This window comes from Rathayibacter sp. KR2-224 (assembly GCF_049446075.1).
Classification (GTDB): Bacteria; Actinomycetota; Actinomycetes; order Actinomycetales; family Microbacteriaceae; genus Humibacter.
Genome location: NZ_JBMSEB010000001.1, coordinates 1,499,926 through 1,514,440, shown reverse-complemented (window position 1 = coordinate 1,514,440; position 14,515 = coordinate 1,499,926). Strand labels below are relative to the sequence as shown.

Below are 14,515 nucleotides of genomic sequence, written 5' to 3'. Positions count from 1 at the left end.
CGGCGGCAGGCACGGCTGCCGCCCGCCGGGCACCGCGTGTCGCCGCGGATCTCCGATTTTCGGATGCCGCCCACATCACTCATCTAGGCTGGGCCGGTGACCATGGAGATCGAGATCGGCCGCGCAAAGCGGGCCCGCCGCGTCTACGCGTTCGACGATGTGGCCGTGGTGCCGAGCCGGCGCACGCGTGACCCCGAAGACGTTTCGATCTCGTGGTCGATCGATGCCTACACCTTCGAGGTGCCCATCCTCGCGGCGCCCATGGACTCGGTCGTCTCACCGTCGACGGCCATCATGATCGGGCAGCTCGGCGGCCTTGGGGTGCTCGACCTCGAGGGCGTGTGGACGCGGTACGAAGACCCCGAGTCCGTGCTTGCCGAGATCCGCTCGATGCCGAGCGCTGAGGCGACCACGCGCATGCAGCAGATCTACTCCGAGCCGATCAAGGCCGAGCTGATCCGCGATCGGCTGGCAGAGATCCGCGCCGGGGGCGTGACGGTCGCCGGATCCCTCTCGCCTCAGCGCACCCAGGAGTTCTACCAGACGGTGGTCGACGCGGGTGTCGACCTGTTCGTCATCCGCGGCACGACCGTCTCGGCCGAGCACGTGTCGAAGAACCAGCAGCCCCTCAACCTCAAGAAGTTCATCTACGAGCTCGACGTTCCGGTCATCGTGGGCGGCGCCGCCACCTACACGGCCGCCCTGCACCTCATGCGCACCGGCGCGGCGGGCGTGCTCGTGGGATTCGGGGGAGGCGCGGCGTCGACGACCAGGGCGACCCTCGGCATCCATGCGCCGATGGCCACGGCCGTCGCCGATGTGGCGGGCGCGCGTCGCGACTACCTCGACGAGTCCGGCGGGCGATACGTGCACGTGATCGCCGATGGCGGGCTCGGATCATCAGGAGACATCGTCAAGGCGATCGCCTGCGGGGCGGATGCCGTCATGCTCGGCACGACCCTCGCGCGCGCCACCGATGCTCCAGGCCGCGGATGGCATTGGGGAGCAGAGGCGCATCACCCGCAACTGCCGCGTGGGTACCGCATGGAGGTCGGGCAGACGGGGACGCTCGAAGAGATCCTGTACGGCCCCGCACGCGTTGCGGACGGCACCGCGAATCTCGTTGGAGCGCTGCGGCGATCCATGGCCACGACCGGATACTCCGACCTCAAGGAGTTCCAGCGCGTCGAGGTCGTCGTCGCGCCGTACCAGGGGCACTGAGGCCGTCGTGGGAGTCAGGGAGCCGAACGAGCAGGCGGCGAAGCTGGGACCGGCCGAGCGCGCCGCCGCCATCGCAGCCATGCGCAGCGGCGAAGAACTCGATGTGCTCGTCATCGGCGGAGGCATCGTCGGCACCGGATCCGCATTGGATGCCGTGACTCGCGGCCTCACCGTCGGTCTCGTCGAGCAGCGGGACTGGGCATCCGGCACCTCAAGCAGGTCGTCCAAGCTGGTCCATGGCGGCATCCGCTATCTCGAGCAGCTCGACTTCCGGCTGGTTCGCGAGGCGCTGATGGAGCGCGGCCTCCTGCTGCAGCAACTCGCTCCGCACCTGGTGAAACCCGTGCGGTTCTTGTACCCGCTGCGCCGTCCGGTGTTCGAGCGCCTCTACATCGGAGCAGGCATGCTCCTCTACGACGTGTTCAGCTACACCGGGCTCCGGCCGCCGGGCGTGCCGCACCACAGGCACCTCACACGCGCGCAGGTGCGCAGGCTGTCGCCCTCCCTCGCGGCGGATGCCTACATCGGCGGCATCACCTACTACGACGCGCAGGTCGACGACGCCCGGTACACGGCGTCGGTCGCTCGGACTGCAGCGCACTACGGCGCTCACGTCGCCAATCGCGTGCGGGTCGAAGGGTTCATCAAGGTGGGCGAGCGCGTCGTGGGCGTGCACGCCAGGGACCGCGAGACGGGCGAGCTGTTCGACATTCGGGCGAAGCAGGTCGTCAACGCGACCGGCGTCTGGACCGACGACACGCAGTCGATGGTGGGGGAACGCGGCAAGTTCAAGGTGCGCGCATCCAAAGGCATCCATCTCGTCGTCCCGCGGGACAGGTTCCAATCGGCGAGCGGGCTGCTGCTGCGCACCGAAAAGAGCGTGCTTTTCGTCATCCCATGGGGAAGGCACTGGCTGATCGGCACGACGGACACCGACTGGCACCTCGACAAGGCGCACCCTGCGGCGACCGCTGCCGACATCGACTACCTGCTCCAGCACGTGAACAGCGTGCTCACGGTGCCGCTCACGCGCGAAGACGTGGAGGGTGTGTATGCCGGTCTGCGTCCGCTGCTGGCGGGCGAGTCGGATGAGACGTCCAAGCTCTCCCGTGAGCACATCGTCGCGCACGCCGTACCAGGCCTCGTCGTGATTGCCGGCGGCAAGTGGACCACCTACCGCGTCATGGCGAAGGATGCCATCGATGCGGCGGCGAGCGCTCTCGACGGCAAGGTTCCCGCGTCTGCCACGGCCGAGATACCGCTCGTCGGTTCCGTCGGCTACCGGGCCGCCTGGAACCGCAGGGCACGGATCGCGCGCAAGGCAGGCATCCATGTCTCGCGGGTCGAGCACCTGCTGAATCGCTACGGCACGCTGGCGCAACAGGTCATCGACCTCATGGCGGACAGGCCCGAGCTGGCCGAACCCCTGCCCGGCGCCGACGACTATCTGGCAGCCGAGGTCGTGTACGCCGCATCGTACGAGGGCGCTCTGCACGTGGACGACGTGCTGGCCAGGCGCACACGCATCTCGATCGAGGCCTGGGATCGGGGGGTCTCTGCCGCGCCCGTCGCTGCGAGACTCATGGGCGAGGAGCTCGGCTGGGACGAGGAGCGCATCGAACGGGAGATCGCCGGCTACCTGCGCCGCGTCGCCGCCGAACGGGCGTCGCAGGAGCAGCCCGACGACACATCCGCCGACCGCGTGCGCCTCGAGGCCCCAGACCTGGGCTGACCCGGCGCGCCGCGCGCCCGCCGCGCCGCCGCCGGCCCGTGCGCGGCCCAACGCCACACGTCGCCCACAATTGCGCCACTTTGCCGTGACTGCGCCACACGTCGCCCACAATTGCGCCGCTTTGCCGTGACTGCGCCACACGTCGCCCACAATTGCGCCACCTTGTCGTGATTGCGCCACGCTTCCTGGCGCAATTCGGGCAACCTGGCGCAATCACGCATGCTGATCACCGCCAGGTCCTGCGTCGACCAACCTGCCGAAGGCCGGCATCCAGAAGGATCGTCTCCAGCGGGTCGCGCTGCCAGGCGTCATCCCATTCCCAATGCGCCGGTGTCCAACCCAATCTTCGAAGGGCGTTGTCCCGTTGCTTCTCAGCGCGCACGCGCTCTTCGAGTGATGCTGTTCCGTAACGCGGGTCGATGTACTTCCCCCATCCGTCTGCTTCACCGAGTACTCCGAACTCCGGCCATCCGAAGTCGGCGTAGACGATCCGTCCGCTCGGCAGGACGACGGGATGCTGAAGGAGCGGTTCTGGGAAGCCGAGCTCTCCAATCGTGACCCTGCTCATGGTCTCGAACGGAGTCTCCGCTCCGGTGACGGCGAAGGAGAGCACGCGCTGCACGCGGGCGAAGCCGCGGAACGGCATCCGTCGCTCGAATGTCTCCTGGAGTGCCTCGATAGTGATCAGCGGCTGACGTCGCCCGAAACGGTCGATCCTCAATGCGTGATCGACCATCGTCAGAGCCGTCAGGAACGGTGCCGTGCGGCACACCTCGATGAGCGTGTCGGGAAGCGCTGTCACACTCGGCTCGCCGCTGACGACGTGCACGGAAGACCACCGTGCGACTTCGATGATTCCGTTTCGCCGTCGCCCGCTCGAGGCCGGGGCCAGGAGGTGAACCGAGTCAGGGGTATGCGCGACGAGCGGAAGGTCATGCAGGATGGCCGCGGAGACGCCGCTCACAACCGGGCTCTTCCTTGTCGCAGCCGCGGCGAGCACGAGCATCGCATGCTTTTCCGCAAGGCCGAGACGATCGAATGCCGACGCCGGCGCATATGCGCCCCATCTCAGTCGTGTGAGCGCGTCGGGTCCTGTGGCCGCGCGAGCAGGGTCGTACATGCCGGTCTCTCTCAGATCACGCGCCAGAACCAGATCGCAGTCCGGGGTCGAACGGAATCCGTAAGGCATGCGACAAGGCTGAGCCGAAGCGCTCTACTGAACGGGCGCCAGGTGGCGATCGGTGGAGGACTCCTAGGCCGACACCCTGTGGACGGAAGGCCACGCGGTTCCCCGATTCGTAGTTGCGCCACTTCATCGTGTCTGCGCCAGGCAATGTGGCGCAATTGCTCGAACCTGGCGCAACAGCCACGGACGCCGACGCGGATGGCGACGAGGACGCCGACACGGACGTGGACGCCGACACGTACGCCGCCACGGACACGGGAATCCCGCACCTCCCGCACGGCCGCGTTCACCCAGGGCGGAGCGGTGGCAGGCGGTGCCCCGCGGCGCGCTGACTAGACTGGAATCACGCAAATGCACGGGAGTCCTTGACGATGGTTGATGTTCGACGAGTGAAGCTTCCCGGGGTCGGTGTGCTGCACACATTCGTGACGGATGACGGCGGCAAAGTCGGCGTGATCGCCCACCGCTCCGGACACTCGGACCTGATCACGTTCTCGGACGACGAAGATTCCACCAACGTCACCAAGGTGTCGCTTCGGCTGAATGAAGACGAAGCGCACACTCTCGCCGAGCTGCTCGGCGGAACGCAGATCACGGAGTCGCTCACGGCGCTCGACCAGATCCCCGGCCTGTCGATCGACTGGTTCACGGTCGACTACGAGGACTACATCGCGGGCCAGAAGCTCGGCAGCCCGGCCGAGGTCGGCATGGTCGGACTCACTGTCGTCGCGGTTGTGCGCGGTGAGTCGACGAACCCCGCGCCCGCCGCCGACTTCAAGGTGTTCCCAGGCGACACACTCGTGGTCGCCGGATCGCCCGAGAAGGTCGCAAAAGCGTTCACCTATTTCCGCACTGGAGAGGTAGGCAAGCCCGCCCTCGCTGACGCGCCACCCGGAGTGTGACGCATGTCCGTCGCCGCCGTGCCCGCCCTGCTCTCCACCCTCGGTGACGACGTCGTCGCTCGTTTCGCCGCGTCGCACGCGCCCCTGTCCCAGGGGCTCTCCTCCCATGGGACCGCCGTGCATGCAGTGGCATCCTCAGGAGCGGATGCCCGCCCCACTGCGCTCCTTGCCGCCGCGGCCGCGCACACCGACTCCATCGCCACCGACCTGATGGTGCTAGGCGCGCTGTTCGTCATCGCGTACGGCCTCGGCCGGCTCGGAAAGCTCATCAGGCTGCCCGCCATCCCGATCTACATGATCGTCGGACTGCTTGCCAGCCCGCACACCGGCTTCTTCCCGCTCAACTTCGACTCCGCCGACATCGGACTCATCGCGGTGTTCGGGCTGATCCTGCTGCTCTTCAACCTCGGGCTCGAGTTCGACCAGGACGAGTTCTTCGGCAACGCTGGCCGCCTTCTCATCTCGGGCGGAACGTACATCGTGCTGAACATGGGCGTCGGCTTCCTGTTCGGCGAACTGGTTGGCTGGGGCACGCGCGAGGCTCTGATCATCGCGGGCATGGTGGGAACGTCATCGAGCGCCATCATCACCAAGATGCTCATCGAGCTCGGCCGCCTAGCTAACAACGAGACGCCGGCCATCCTGGGTGCAACGGTCATCGGCGACGTGTTCATCGCCGTCTACCTCGCGATCGTCTCGGTGGTGCTCAGCGGACAGACGCAGTTCTGGCCAGTCGTGCTTCAGCTCGCGATAGCCGCGGCGTTCCTCGTGGCCATGTTCACGGTCGCCAGATGGGGCGGACGCGTCGTCTCCAGGTTCTTCCGCACTCGCGACGACGAGTTGTTCACCATCCTGTTCTTCGGGCTGGCGCTGCTCTTCGCGGGCATCGGCGAGCTCATCGGAGTCACGGATGCCATCGGCGCGTTCCTCATCGGTCTCGTGCTCGGCGCCACCCGCTTCTCGGGCAAGGTCGAGCGCATCTCGATACCACTGCGCGACGTCTTCGCGGCCTTCTTCTTCCTCAACTTCGGCCTCGCGCTGAACGTGGCGCAGTTCGGCAGCGTCGCATGGATCGTCGTCATCGCGATCGTGCTCACCGTCGCCCTGAACGTGCTCTCCGGCGAACTCATCGCGTTCTTCAACCGATTGGATGCCCGCGCCGGCCTGAACATCGCAGCCGTTCTGATGAACCGCGGCGAGTTCACGCTGATCCTCGCGACGCTCTCGCTGGCCGCCGGGCTCAACCAGAAGCTCGAGCCGTTCGCCGGACTCTACGTGCTCATCATGGCGATCCTCGGGCCCGTGCTCACAGCCAACTCTGAGAAGATCGGTGCTGCACTGATCCGGCCGCGACGTAGGGTCAAACCGAAGCAGCGCGACCCAGTGCTCGACGAGGAGATCGACCTCGTCGACGCCGTCAGCAGCGGGCAGAGACCGGCCGAAGACGCAGAGGGAGCATCGGCCAGGGCCGACCTCGACAGCGTCATCGAGCAGGCCATGCGGCAGACGGATTCCGACGACAGACGAAAGTAGAACTGACATCTCCGGCGATACCCGACAGGCGGCCAAGCCGGCGCCGCCGCAGACCGAATCGCTCCCGCGCACCATGGTGCGCCCGAAGTGGATCGCCGCGCTTCTGCTCGCCCTCGCCGTCGCCGCCGCGTTCGCCTGGCTCGGACAGTGGCAGCTGGAACGCGCGGTCGAGTCCGGGCACGTCGTGGAGCATCCGACGGAGACGGTCAAACCGCTCGACGACATCGCAACGGTGAACTCGCCGCCCACCACCGCCGGGGTCGGCCAGCTCGTGCGCGCCGACGGCGTCTTCGCGCAGCAGGACTATGGGACGCTCGTCGGTCGCCTCAACAACGGAACCGCCGGCTACTGGGTGATCGCCAGGTTCACGCCCTCATCGGATGACCGCGAAGGCCGAACGGCGCAGCTCGCCGTCGCCCGGGGCTGGGCGCCGACGCAGCAGAAGGCGGAAGCGGCGATCGCGCGCCTGAAGAGCGAGCGGCCGACCACCGTCACGCTGGTGGGACGGCTGCTGCCGTCCGAGGCGCCAGAGGCGCCGAAGGCCGGCGGCGATCCCTTCGCCATGAAGGACATGTCGGTCGCTGCGCTGGTGAACCGTTGGCACGGGATCGGTGACTCCGACATCTACAGCTCGTACCTGGTGGAACACGGGACGCCGCCTGCGGGGCTCGATGCCATCTACTCGCCGCCACCCATCGAGCAGGCCACAGTCAACTGGCTGAACATCTTCTACGCAGCCGAATGGGCGATCTTCGCCGGCTTCGCCATCTTCCTCTGGTATCGGCTGGTGAAGGATGCCTGGGAGAAGCAGCGCGAAGACGCCGAGGCCGAGTACGAGCAGGCCCTGGCCGCGTGGGAATCCTCCAGCGACCGCCCCGTAAACTGAACCCATGCCGAACTCCCCCCGAAACGAGGACGGCGGAAGCCTCCTCAAGCGCACGATCGAACAGTTGCGGTCGGCGGATTCGGCCAGGCCACGGGCCGTGGACATTCCGAAGATCCATGGCGCTCTGCGGTTCTACCGGGTGACCGCCTACATCACGGGTGTCATGCTTCTGCTCCTGGTGGCAGAGATGATCCTCAAGTACGCGGTGGGCTACTCCGTGTACGCGTTCGTGCCAGGCAAAGCCGTGGTGTCGTTGGTCCCATACAACGCGGCCAACCCCGAAGCGCAACTGCCCGGGGTCGACGTCTCGACGGGCATCCTCATCGCGCACGGATGGCTGTACGTGCTCTACCTCGTTGCGGACTTCCGCCTGTGGTCGCTCATGCGCATGTCGTTCACGAAGTTCGTGCAGATCGCCCTCGGTGGCGTCGTGCCGTTCATGTCGTTCATCGTCGAGCACTTCATCACGCGGCAGGTGAGGCGGTTCCTTGCCGAGAGCGCCGCCCCATCCAAGGCAGCAACGACCACCGTGGAGGCATCCCATTAGCGAGCAGGCTCGGTCAGCAGCGGAAGGCACGGCAGCGGAAGGCGATGGAGCTGAAGGCACTGCAGCTGAAGGCACGAAGGTCGACGACCAGCACGCGGCGGTCGGCGAGCACCCCGTGCTCGTGGTCGACTTCGGGGCGCAGTATGCGCAGCTGATCGCGCGTAGGGTGCGCGAGGCATCCGTCTACTCCGAGATCGTGCCGCACACCATCACGGCCGAGGAGGTCGCGGCGAAGAAGCCGGCAGGCATCGTGCTCTCCGGCGGCCCGTCCAGCGTGTACGAGGAGGGCGCTCCCGCGTTCGATTCCGAGATCTTCGACCTCGGCGTGCCCACGCTCGGCATCTGCTACGGCTTCCAGGTGATGGCCAACGCACTGGGCGGCGAGGTGTCGAAGACCGGAGCACGGGAGTACGGGTCGACCGCCGTGCGCGTTGCGGATGCCGGCACGCTGCTCGCCGATCAGCCGGCCGACCAGACTGCGTGGATGAGCCACGGCGACTCCGTGACGAAGGCGCCAGAGGGATTCCACGTGCTCGCCTCGACCGACTCGACCCCGGTCGCGGCGTTCGCGAGTGACGAGCGCCGACTGTACGGGGTGCAGTGGCATCCGGAGGTGAAGCACACCGCCTACGGGCAGGCAGTGCTGGAGAACTTCCTGCACCGTGCCGCCGGCATTCCGGCGGAGTGGAACAGCGAGAACGTCATCGAGACGCAGGTCGCCGCGATCCGCGAGCAGGTGGGAGGCGGCCGCGTCATCTCCGCGCTCTCCGGTGGAGTCGACTCCGCCGTCTCGACCGCGCTCGTGCACAAGGCGGTCGGCGACCAGTTGACGGCCGTGTTCGTGGATCACGGGCTGCTGCGCGAGGGCGAGCGGGAACAGGTCGAGAAGGACTACGTGGCATCCACGGGCGTGCGGCTCATCACAGTGGATGCCGCCGACACGTTCCTGGATGCTCTTGCGGGCGTGAGCGACCCGGAGCAGAAGCGCAAGATCATCGGCCGGGAGTTCATCCGCGCCTTCGAGAAGGTGCAGCGCGAACTCGTCGACGAGGCGAAGGCTGCGGGCGACCCGATCCGGTTCCTCGTGCAGGGCACGCTCTACCCAGACGTCGTGGAGTCCGGAGGCGGTACCGGTACCGCCAATATCAAGAGCCACCACAACGTCGGCGGTCTGCCCGAGGACCTGCAGTTCGAGCTCATCGAGCCGCTGCGCACACTGTTCAAAGACGAGGTTCGGGCCGTCGGGCGCGAGCTCGGCCTCCCGGAGGAGATCGTGGCGAGGCAGCCGTTCCCGGGTCCAGGGCTCGGCATCCGGATCGTCGGCGAGGTGACGCGAGAGCGTCTCGCACTGCTGCGCAAAGCGGATGCCATTGCGCGGCACGAGCTCACCGCCGCCGGCCTCGATTCCCAGATCTGGCAGTGCCCCGTCGTGCTGCTGGCCGATGTGCGTTCGGTCGGCGTGCAGGGGGACGGGCGCACCTACGGGCATCCGATCGTCTTGCGTCCGGTGTCGAGCGAAGACGCGATGACCGCGGATTGGACGAGGCTGCCCTACGACGTGCTTGCCCGCATCTCGAACCGCATCACCAATGAGGTCGAGGGCGTGAACCGGGTGGTGCTCGACGTCACGTCGAAGCCGCCGGGCACCATCGAGTGGGAGTGAGGTCGCTTGAGGTGGCGGCCATTTCCGGCCTCCACGCGGCCTTGCTCCGCGGCCGTCTCGGTCGCGGTGCCGCACGAAGCCGCCGGCTTGCCTGCGCGCGGCCGCTCGGCTCCCCTGCACCGTAACGAAGAGCGGGCCGCCCCGAAGGGCGGCCCGCTCTTACGTCAGCTTTCGGCGATCAGTTTCGACTGCCGCCAGCGATGATGGCGAAGAGGCGCAGGAACTCGACGTACAGCCAGATGAGCGTGACCGCGAGGCCGAACGCGCCGTACCAGCCCATGACGCGGGGTGCGCGGTTCTTCACGCCGTTCTGGATGAAGTCGAAGTCGAGCACGAGCGAGTAGGCCGCAAGCAGCACCGCGACCACACCGATGACGACGCCGAGCGGCAGGTTGAACAGCCATGGGATGTGCATGGAGTAGATGCCGAACGGCCCGCCGGTCGCGGACTGACCGAAGCCGCCGAAGAGCATGACGACGAGGTTCACGAGTCCGAACAGCGCGTAGCCGATGAGCGCGACCAGGAACACCTTCGTCGCGCGAGCGGATGCCCGCACCTTGCCGCTCGCGAACAACACGAGGGTCACCGCGAACACGGCGAGCGTGGCGATCACGGCCTGGATGACGACGCCGTTCCACAGCTGCTCGAATATGGCGGAGATGCCGCCGATGAACAGACCCTGTGCTGCTCCGTACAGGAGGATGAGCGCGGGCGACGGCGTGCGCTTGAACGAGTTGACGAGCCCGAGCACGAGGCCGGCGATGGCTCCTGGCAGCGCGAGCACGGGGAAGAACCAGCCGACGGCGGCGGCGGCGAGGATGACCGCGAAGAGCAGCACCGTCTTCACGATGGTGTCTTCGTAGGTCATGCGACCGGTGTCGGTCGATGTCGCGGCGGGCGCCTCGTACAGCGACTGGATGCCCCCTGCCGTGGCGAGCGGCTCGGTTTCGGTCGTCGTGGCGACCGCGGCGGCATTGTTCGGTCTGAAGGCCGGATTGCGCGAGAAGGCGGGGTTCGAGAGAGCCATGATGAAACGTTACCGAAGAAGGCTCATGTCGCGGCTGGGGTTCTGCTGTGCAAGTGGCGCCTCACGATGCAGCAACCCGGGCTGACTAGGATCTGCCGCATGCCTTCCCAGCCCTCGCCGCTGATCATCGGCCATCGCGGTGCGCCCGGGTATCGGCCCGAGCACACGAGCGCAGCGTACGAGCTCGCCTTCGCTCTCGGCGCCGATGCGGTCGAGCCGGACGTGGTTCCGACCAAGGACGGCGTTCTCGTGCTTCGGCACGAGAACGAGATCTCGGCCACTACCGATGTCGCGTCGCGAACCGAATTCGCGCACCTCCGCACCACGAAGATCGTCGACGGCGTCAAACGAACTGGCTGGTTCACCGAGGACTTCACGTGGGCGCAGCTGTCCTCACTTCGGGCTGTCGAGCGGATGCCCGCCCTCCGGCAGGCGAGCGCGAGTTTCGACGGAAGGTATCCGGTCATGCGCCTGTCGCAGTTGTTCGACCTCGTCGATCGGGAGTCCGAGCGCCGCGGTGAGAGGCTGGGTCTCGTCGTTGAGATCAAGCACGCCACGTACTTCGAAGGGCTGGGCTTGCCGGTGGACGAGTTGCTCTCGGCATCCGTGCGCGACTCCGGATGGGACGACGCACGGAGCCGGCTCGTGGTGGAGTCGTTCGAGCGGACCGTGCTGTCCCAGGTTCGTGCACGAGGAGTGCGGGCGAAGTACGTCTATCTGATCGAAGCGGGCGGCGCGCCCTACGACTCGGTTGCCCGCGATGGCTCGGCCGCTCGCGGGTACGCCCAAGAGATCGACGGTGCCGGGCTGTACGCGCTGGCCACGGCGACGGGGGAGCAGGCCATAGACGGCATCAGCGTGAGCAAGTCGCTGCTGCAGGATCCCGCCGGTGACGGAACGACGGACCTGGTCGACCGTGCGCACGGCGTCGGGCTCGAGATCTATGCCTGGACGCTGCGGCCGGAGAACCGGTTCCTGTCGAGACGCTTCAGGCGCGGAGCGGGTGCGGACAAGTTCGGAGACTGGCAGCGCGAGTTCGAGACCATCATGTCCACCGGTGTCGACGCCGTGTTCGCCGATCAGCCGGACCTCGCCGTCGTGGTGCGCGATTCGCTGTGAGTGAGGCCCTGGGGGTCTCGATACGCGCCTTCGGCGCTACTCAACATTGACGGTGGCTGCGCCTTCGGCGCCAGGCGCCGCGTGCAGCGAGAAGCGGCGGGTGCGGTCGGACGCCTCCAGGCTCCCTGTCGGGGGCGCCGCCTAGACTTGTCGCAGCATGACGACGCCTCCCGATACCCCTGTTCTCGACGACGCTGCTCTGGAAGGCGCGACGCGCGATCCCGAGGCCTTTCGGGCATCCGCGCCGATCATTCTCGACGGGGTCGACGTGGTCGGAGACGGGCACTCCTTCCGTCCGCGAGGAGGCGGCGACTCGTTGCTCGACGGTCTCAACCCGCAGCAACGTGTGGCCGTCGAGTACCGTGGCCAGGCCCTGCTCATCGTTGCGGGGGCCGGCTCTGGCAAGACGAGGGTACTGACGCACCGCATCGCGAGCCTGCTGGCCAACCGGGAGGCGTGGCCGAGCCAGATCCTCGCCATCACCTTCACCAATAAGGCGGCCGCCGAGATGCGGGAGCGCGTCGAGGCCCTGGTTGGCGAGAGCGCACAGGGCATGTGGATCTCGACGTTCCACTCGGCGTGCGTGCGCATTCTGCGCAGGGAGGCCGAGCACTTCGGCTACAACCGAAACTTCACGATCTACGACTCGGGCGACACGAGGGCTCTGCTCAAACGCATCATCAAGGACCTCGAGGCCGACACGTACGGGTTCACGCCCGGCAGTGCGGCAGCTCGCATCTCCAAGCTGAAGAACGAGCTTTCCGACGCCGACTCGTTCGCTCGCACCGCCAACCGGTCGGATCCCAAGGAGGCGATCTTCCTCGAGATCTTCCGGCAGTACAGCCGCGACCTCGAGCGGGCCAACGCCTTCGACTTCGACGACTTGATCGGCCAGACCGTCTACCTGTTCCGCGCGTTCCCGCACGTTGCGGCGCTCTACCAGCGACGGTTCAGGCACGTCCTGGTCGACGAATACCAGGACACCAATCACGCGCAATACGAGCTCATCCACATGCTTACGCGCCCCATCGAGCCTGAAGAGGTCGCCGAGCTCGAGGCGAAGGACTTCACCATGCGAGGCCTGGTCGACGGGTCTGGGCGGGTACCCGGGGCCTCGCTGACCGTGGTGGGCGACTCGGATCAGTCGATCTACGCGTTCCGTGGTGCTGACATCCGCAACATCTCCGAGTTCGAGCGCGACTTCCCCGGCGCCAAGGTCGTGCTGCTCGAGCAGAACTACCGCTCGACGCAGAACATCCTCTCGGCGGCGAACGCCGTCATCGCCAACAACTTCGACCGCAAGGACAAGAAGCTGTGGTCGTCGGGAGGCGACGGCGAGAAGATCGTCGGCTACACCGGGTATTCCGGTCACGATGAGGCCCAGTTCGTCGCCGACGAGATCGAGAAGCTGCACTCCTCGGGCGTGCCCTACAACGAGATCGCTGTGTTCTATCGCACCAATTCCCAGACGCGTGCACTCGAGGAGATCTTCATCCGATCTGCTCTGCCGTACCGCATCATGGGCGGCACCAAGTTCTACGAGCGTGCCGAGATCAAGGATGCGATGGCCTACCTCATCGCGGTAGCGAATCCCGCGGACGAGATGGCGCTGCGGCGCATCCTGAACACACCGAAGCGCGGCATAGGGCCGGCGACCGAGACTCAACTCGCGTCGTACGCGGAAGCGAACGGCCTCACGTACAGGCAGGCGATGCGGGATGCCGGATCCCTTGGTCTCGGTCCAAAGGTCACCAAAGCCATCGTCGACCTTGCCACCCTGCTCGACGAGGGCGCCGCGATGATCGACCCGGATGTCCCGAGCGGCGCGGCGAAGGTCAGCGACGTTCTCGTGCACCTGCTGAAGGGCTCCGGCCTGGTCGATGCCCTGCGCGCGAGCCGGGACCCGCAGAACGAGGCAAGGGCCGAGAACGTCGAGGAACTCGTGGCGGTGACCAAGGAGTTCGAGCGCAACAACCCGAGCGGAGGACTCGTCGAGTTCCTGACCGAGGTGTCGCTCGTGGCGGCCGCAGACGAGATCGACGACGCGAGCGGAACGGTCTCGCTCATGACGCTGCACACCGCCAAGGGCCTCGAGTACGACGTCGTCTTCATCACCGGCGTCGAGGAGGAACTGCTGCCGCACCGCATGTCTGCGAACGAGCCGGGCGGTCCAGCCGAGGAGCGCAGGTTGTTCTATGTGGGAATCACGCGTGCGCGCAAGCGGCTGTACCTCTCGCTGGCCATGACGCGTGCCCAGTTCGGAGATGTGGCAGTCGCGCTGCCGAGCCGGTACCTGCAGGAGATTCCCGGGGAGCTGATCGACTGGAGGCAGTCGCCCGGCTTCGCCAACTCGCGCGGCGGTACCCAGTCCCGTGCGCTGAACGCTCGCCGTCCCGAGCGCGGTCCGGACCGGGGCCTCACCGGAGCAGGCGGGTCGTTCGGTGCCAAGCCGGAGATCCCCGCAGCCGCCTGGCCCAACCGGGTCACGGCCCAGGTGCGCGACAACGGCGATCTCACGCTCGAGCCCGGCGATCGCATCCGTCACGTCGACTTCGGTGATGGACGTGTCACCGCTGTCACGGGCGAGGGGGCGAAGCGAGTTGCCCACGTTCAGTTCGACACGTCGGGCACGAAGAAGCTGCTCATCAAGATCGCCCCGATCGAGAAGCTCTGATCGTCCGGCCATCGGCGCGCGTCGG

The 14,515-nt window shown here is 67.0% G+C and carries 11 protein-coding genes; 9 read left to right on the top strand and 2 right to left on the bottom strand.

The genetic code is table 11. The features are described 5' to 3' along the window. The first annotated feature begins 102 nt into the window (after positions 1-102). A complete protein-coding gene (locus ACO2Q7_RS06865; protein ID WP_423355985.1) occupies positions 103-1,221 on the top strand; it encodes a GuaB3 family IMP dehydrogenase-related protein in 1,119 nt (372 codons plus the stop codon). A 79-nt stretch (positions 1,222-1,300) separates the two neighbouring features. Then, entirely contained in the window at positions 1,301-2,953 is a 1,653-nt protein-coding gene (locus ACO2Q7_RS06860) for a glycerol-3-phosphate dehydrogenase/oxidase (protein ID WP_423355984.1), read from the top strand. Between the two features lie 226 nt (positions 2,954-3,179). Here ACO2Q7_RS06860 and ACO2Q7_RS06855 read toward each other — a convergent pair whose 3' ends face one another. Then, on the bottom strand, positions 3,180-4,142 hold the full coding sequence (locus tag ACO2Q7_RS06855; RefSeq protein ID WP_423354861.1) for a hypothetical protein: 963 nt from the start codon (positions 4,140-4,142) through the stop codon (positions 3,180-3,182). 386 nt (positions 4,143-4,528) lie between these two features. Between ACO2Q7_RS06855 and ACO2Q7_RS06850 the strand changes: the two genes are divergently transcribed. The 5 genes from ACO2Q7_RS06850 (at position 4,529) to guaA (ending at position 9,670) form a co-directional block, all read left to right on the top strand. Then, positions 4,529-5,041: a cation:proton antiporter regulatory subunit gene (locus ACO2Q7_RS06850; RefSeq protein WP_423354860.1), complete on the top strand. Its 513-nt coding sequence runs from the start codon at positions 4,529-4,531 to the stop codon at positions 5,039-5,041. 3 nt (positions 5,042-5,044) lie between these two features. Beyond that, positions 5,045-6,574 (top strand): cation:proton antiporter, encoded by a 1,530-nt coding sequence (locus ACO2Q7_RS06845; RefSeq protein WP_423354859.1) that lies wholly within the window; start codon positions 5,045-5,047, stop codon positions 6,572-6,574. Positions 6,575-6,647: 73 nt separating this feature from the next. Continuing rightward, positions 6,648-7,460, top strand: coding sequence for an SURF1 family cytochrome oxidase biogenesis protein (locus ACO2Q7_RS06840; RefSeq protein ID WP_423354858.1), 813 nt, complete (start codon positions 6,648-6,650; stop codon positions 7,458-7,460). A 4-nt stretch (positions 7,461-7,464) separates the two neighbouring features. Next, the gene (locus ACO2Q7_RS06835) at positions 7,465-8,007 is read left to right on the top strand and encodes a DUF3817 domain-containing protein (RefSeq protein WP_423354857.1); all 543 of its coding nucleotides are present in this window, start codon (positions 7,465-7,467) and stop codon (positions 8,005-8,007) included. A 115-nt stretch (positions 8,008-8,122) separates the two neighbouring features. Beyond that, positions 8,123-9,670, top strand: a complete 1,548-nt coding sequence (gene guaA, locus ACO2Q7_RS06830; RefSeq protein ID WP_423354856.1) for a glutamine-hydrolyzing GMP synthase — start codon at positions 8,123-8,125, stop codon at positions 9,668-9,670. Positions 9,671-9,848: 178 nt separating this feature from the next. On the opposite strand, the gene ACO2Q7_RS06825 is transcribed toward guaA, so the two are convergent. Continuing rightward, entirely contained in the window at positions 9,849-10,697 is an 849-nt protein-coding gene (locus ACO2Q7_RS06825; RefSeq protein ID WP_423354855.1) for a Bax inhibitor-1/YccA family protein, read from the bottom strand. Positions 10,698-10,796: 99 nt separating this feature from the next. Between ACO2Q7_RS06825 and ACO2Q7_RS06820 the strand changes: the two genes are divergently transcribed. Both ACO2Q7_RS06820 and ACO2Q7_RS06815 read left to right on the top strand, forming a co-directional pair. Next, on the top strand, positions 10,797-11,816 hold the full coding sequence (locus tag ACO2Q7_RS06820; protein WP_423354854.1) for a glycerophosphodiester phosphodiesterase family protein: 1,020 nt from the start codon (positions 10,797-10,799) through the stop codon (positions 11,814-11,816). Positions 11,817-11,973: 157 nt separating this feature from the next. Next, positions 11,974-14,490, top strand: coding sequence for an ATP-dependent helicase (locus tag ACO2Q7_RS06815; protein ID WP_423354853.1), 2,517 nt, complete (start codon positions 11,974-11,976; stop codon positions 14,488-14,490). Positions 14,491-14,515 lie beyond the last annotated feature (25 nt).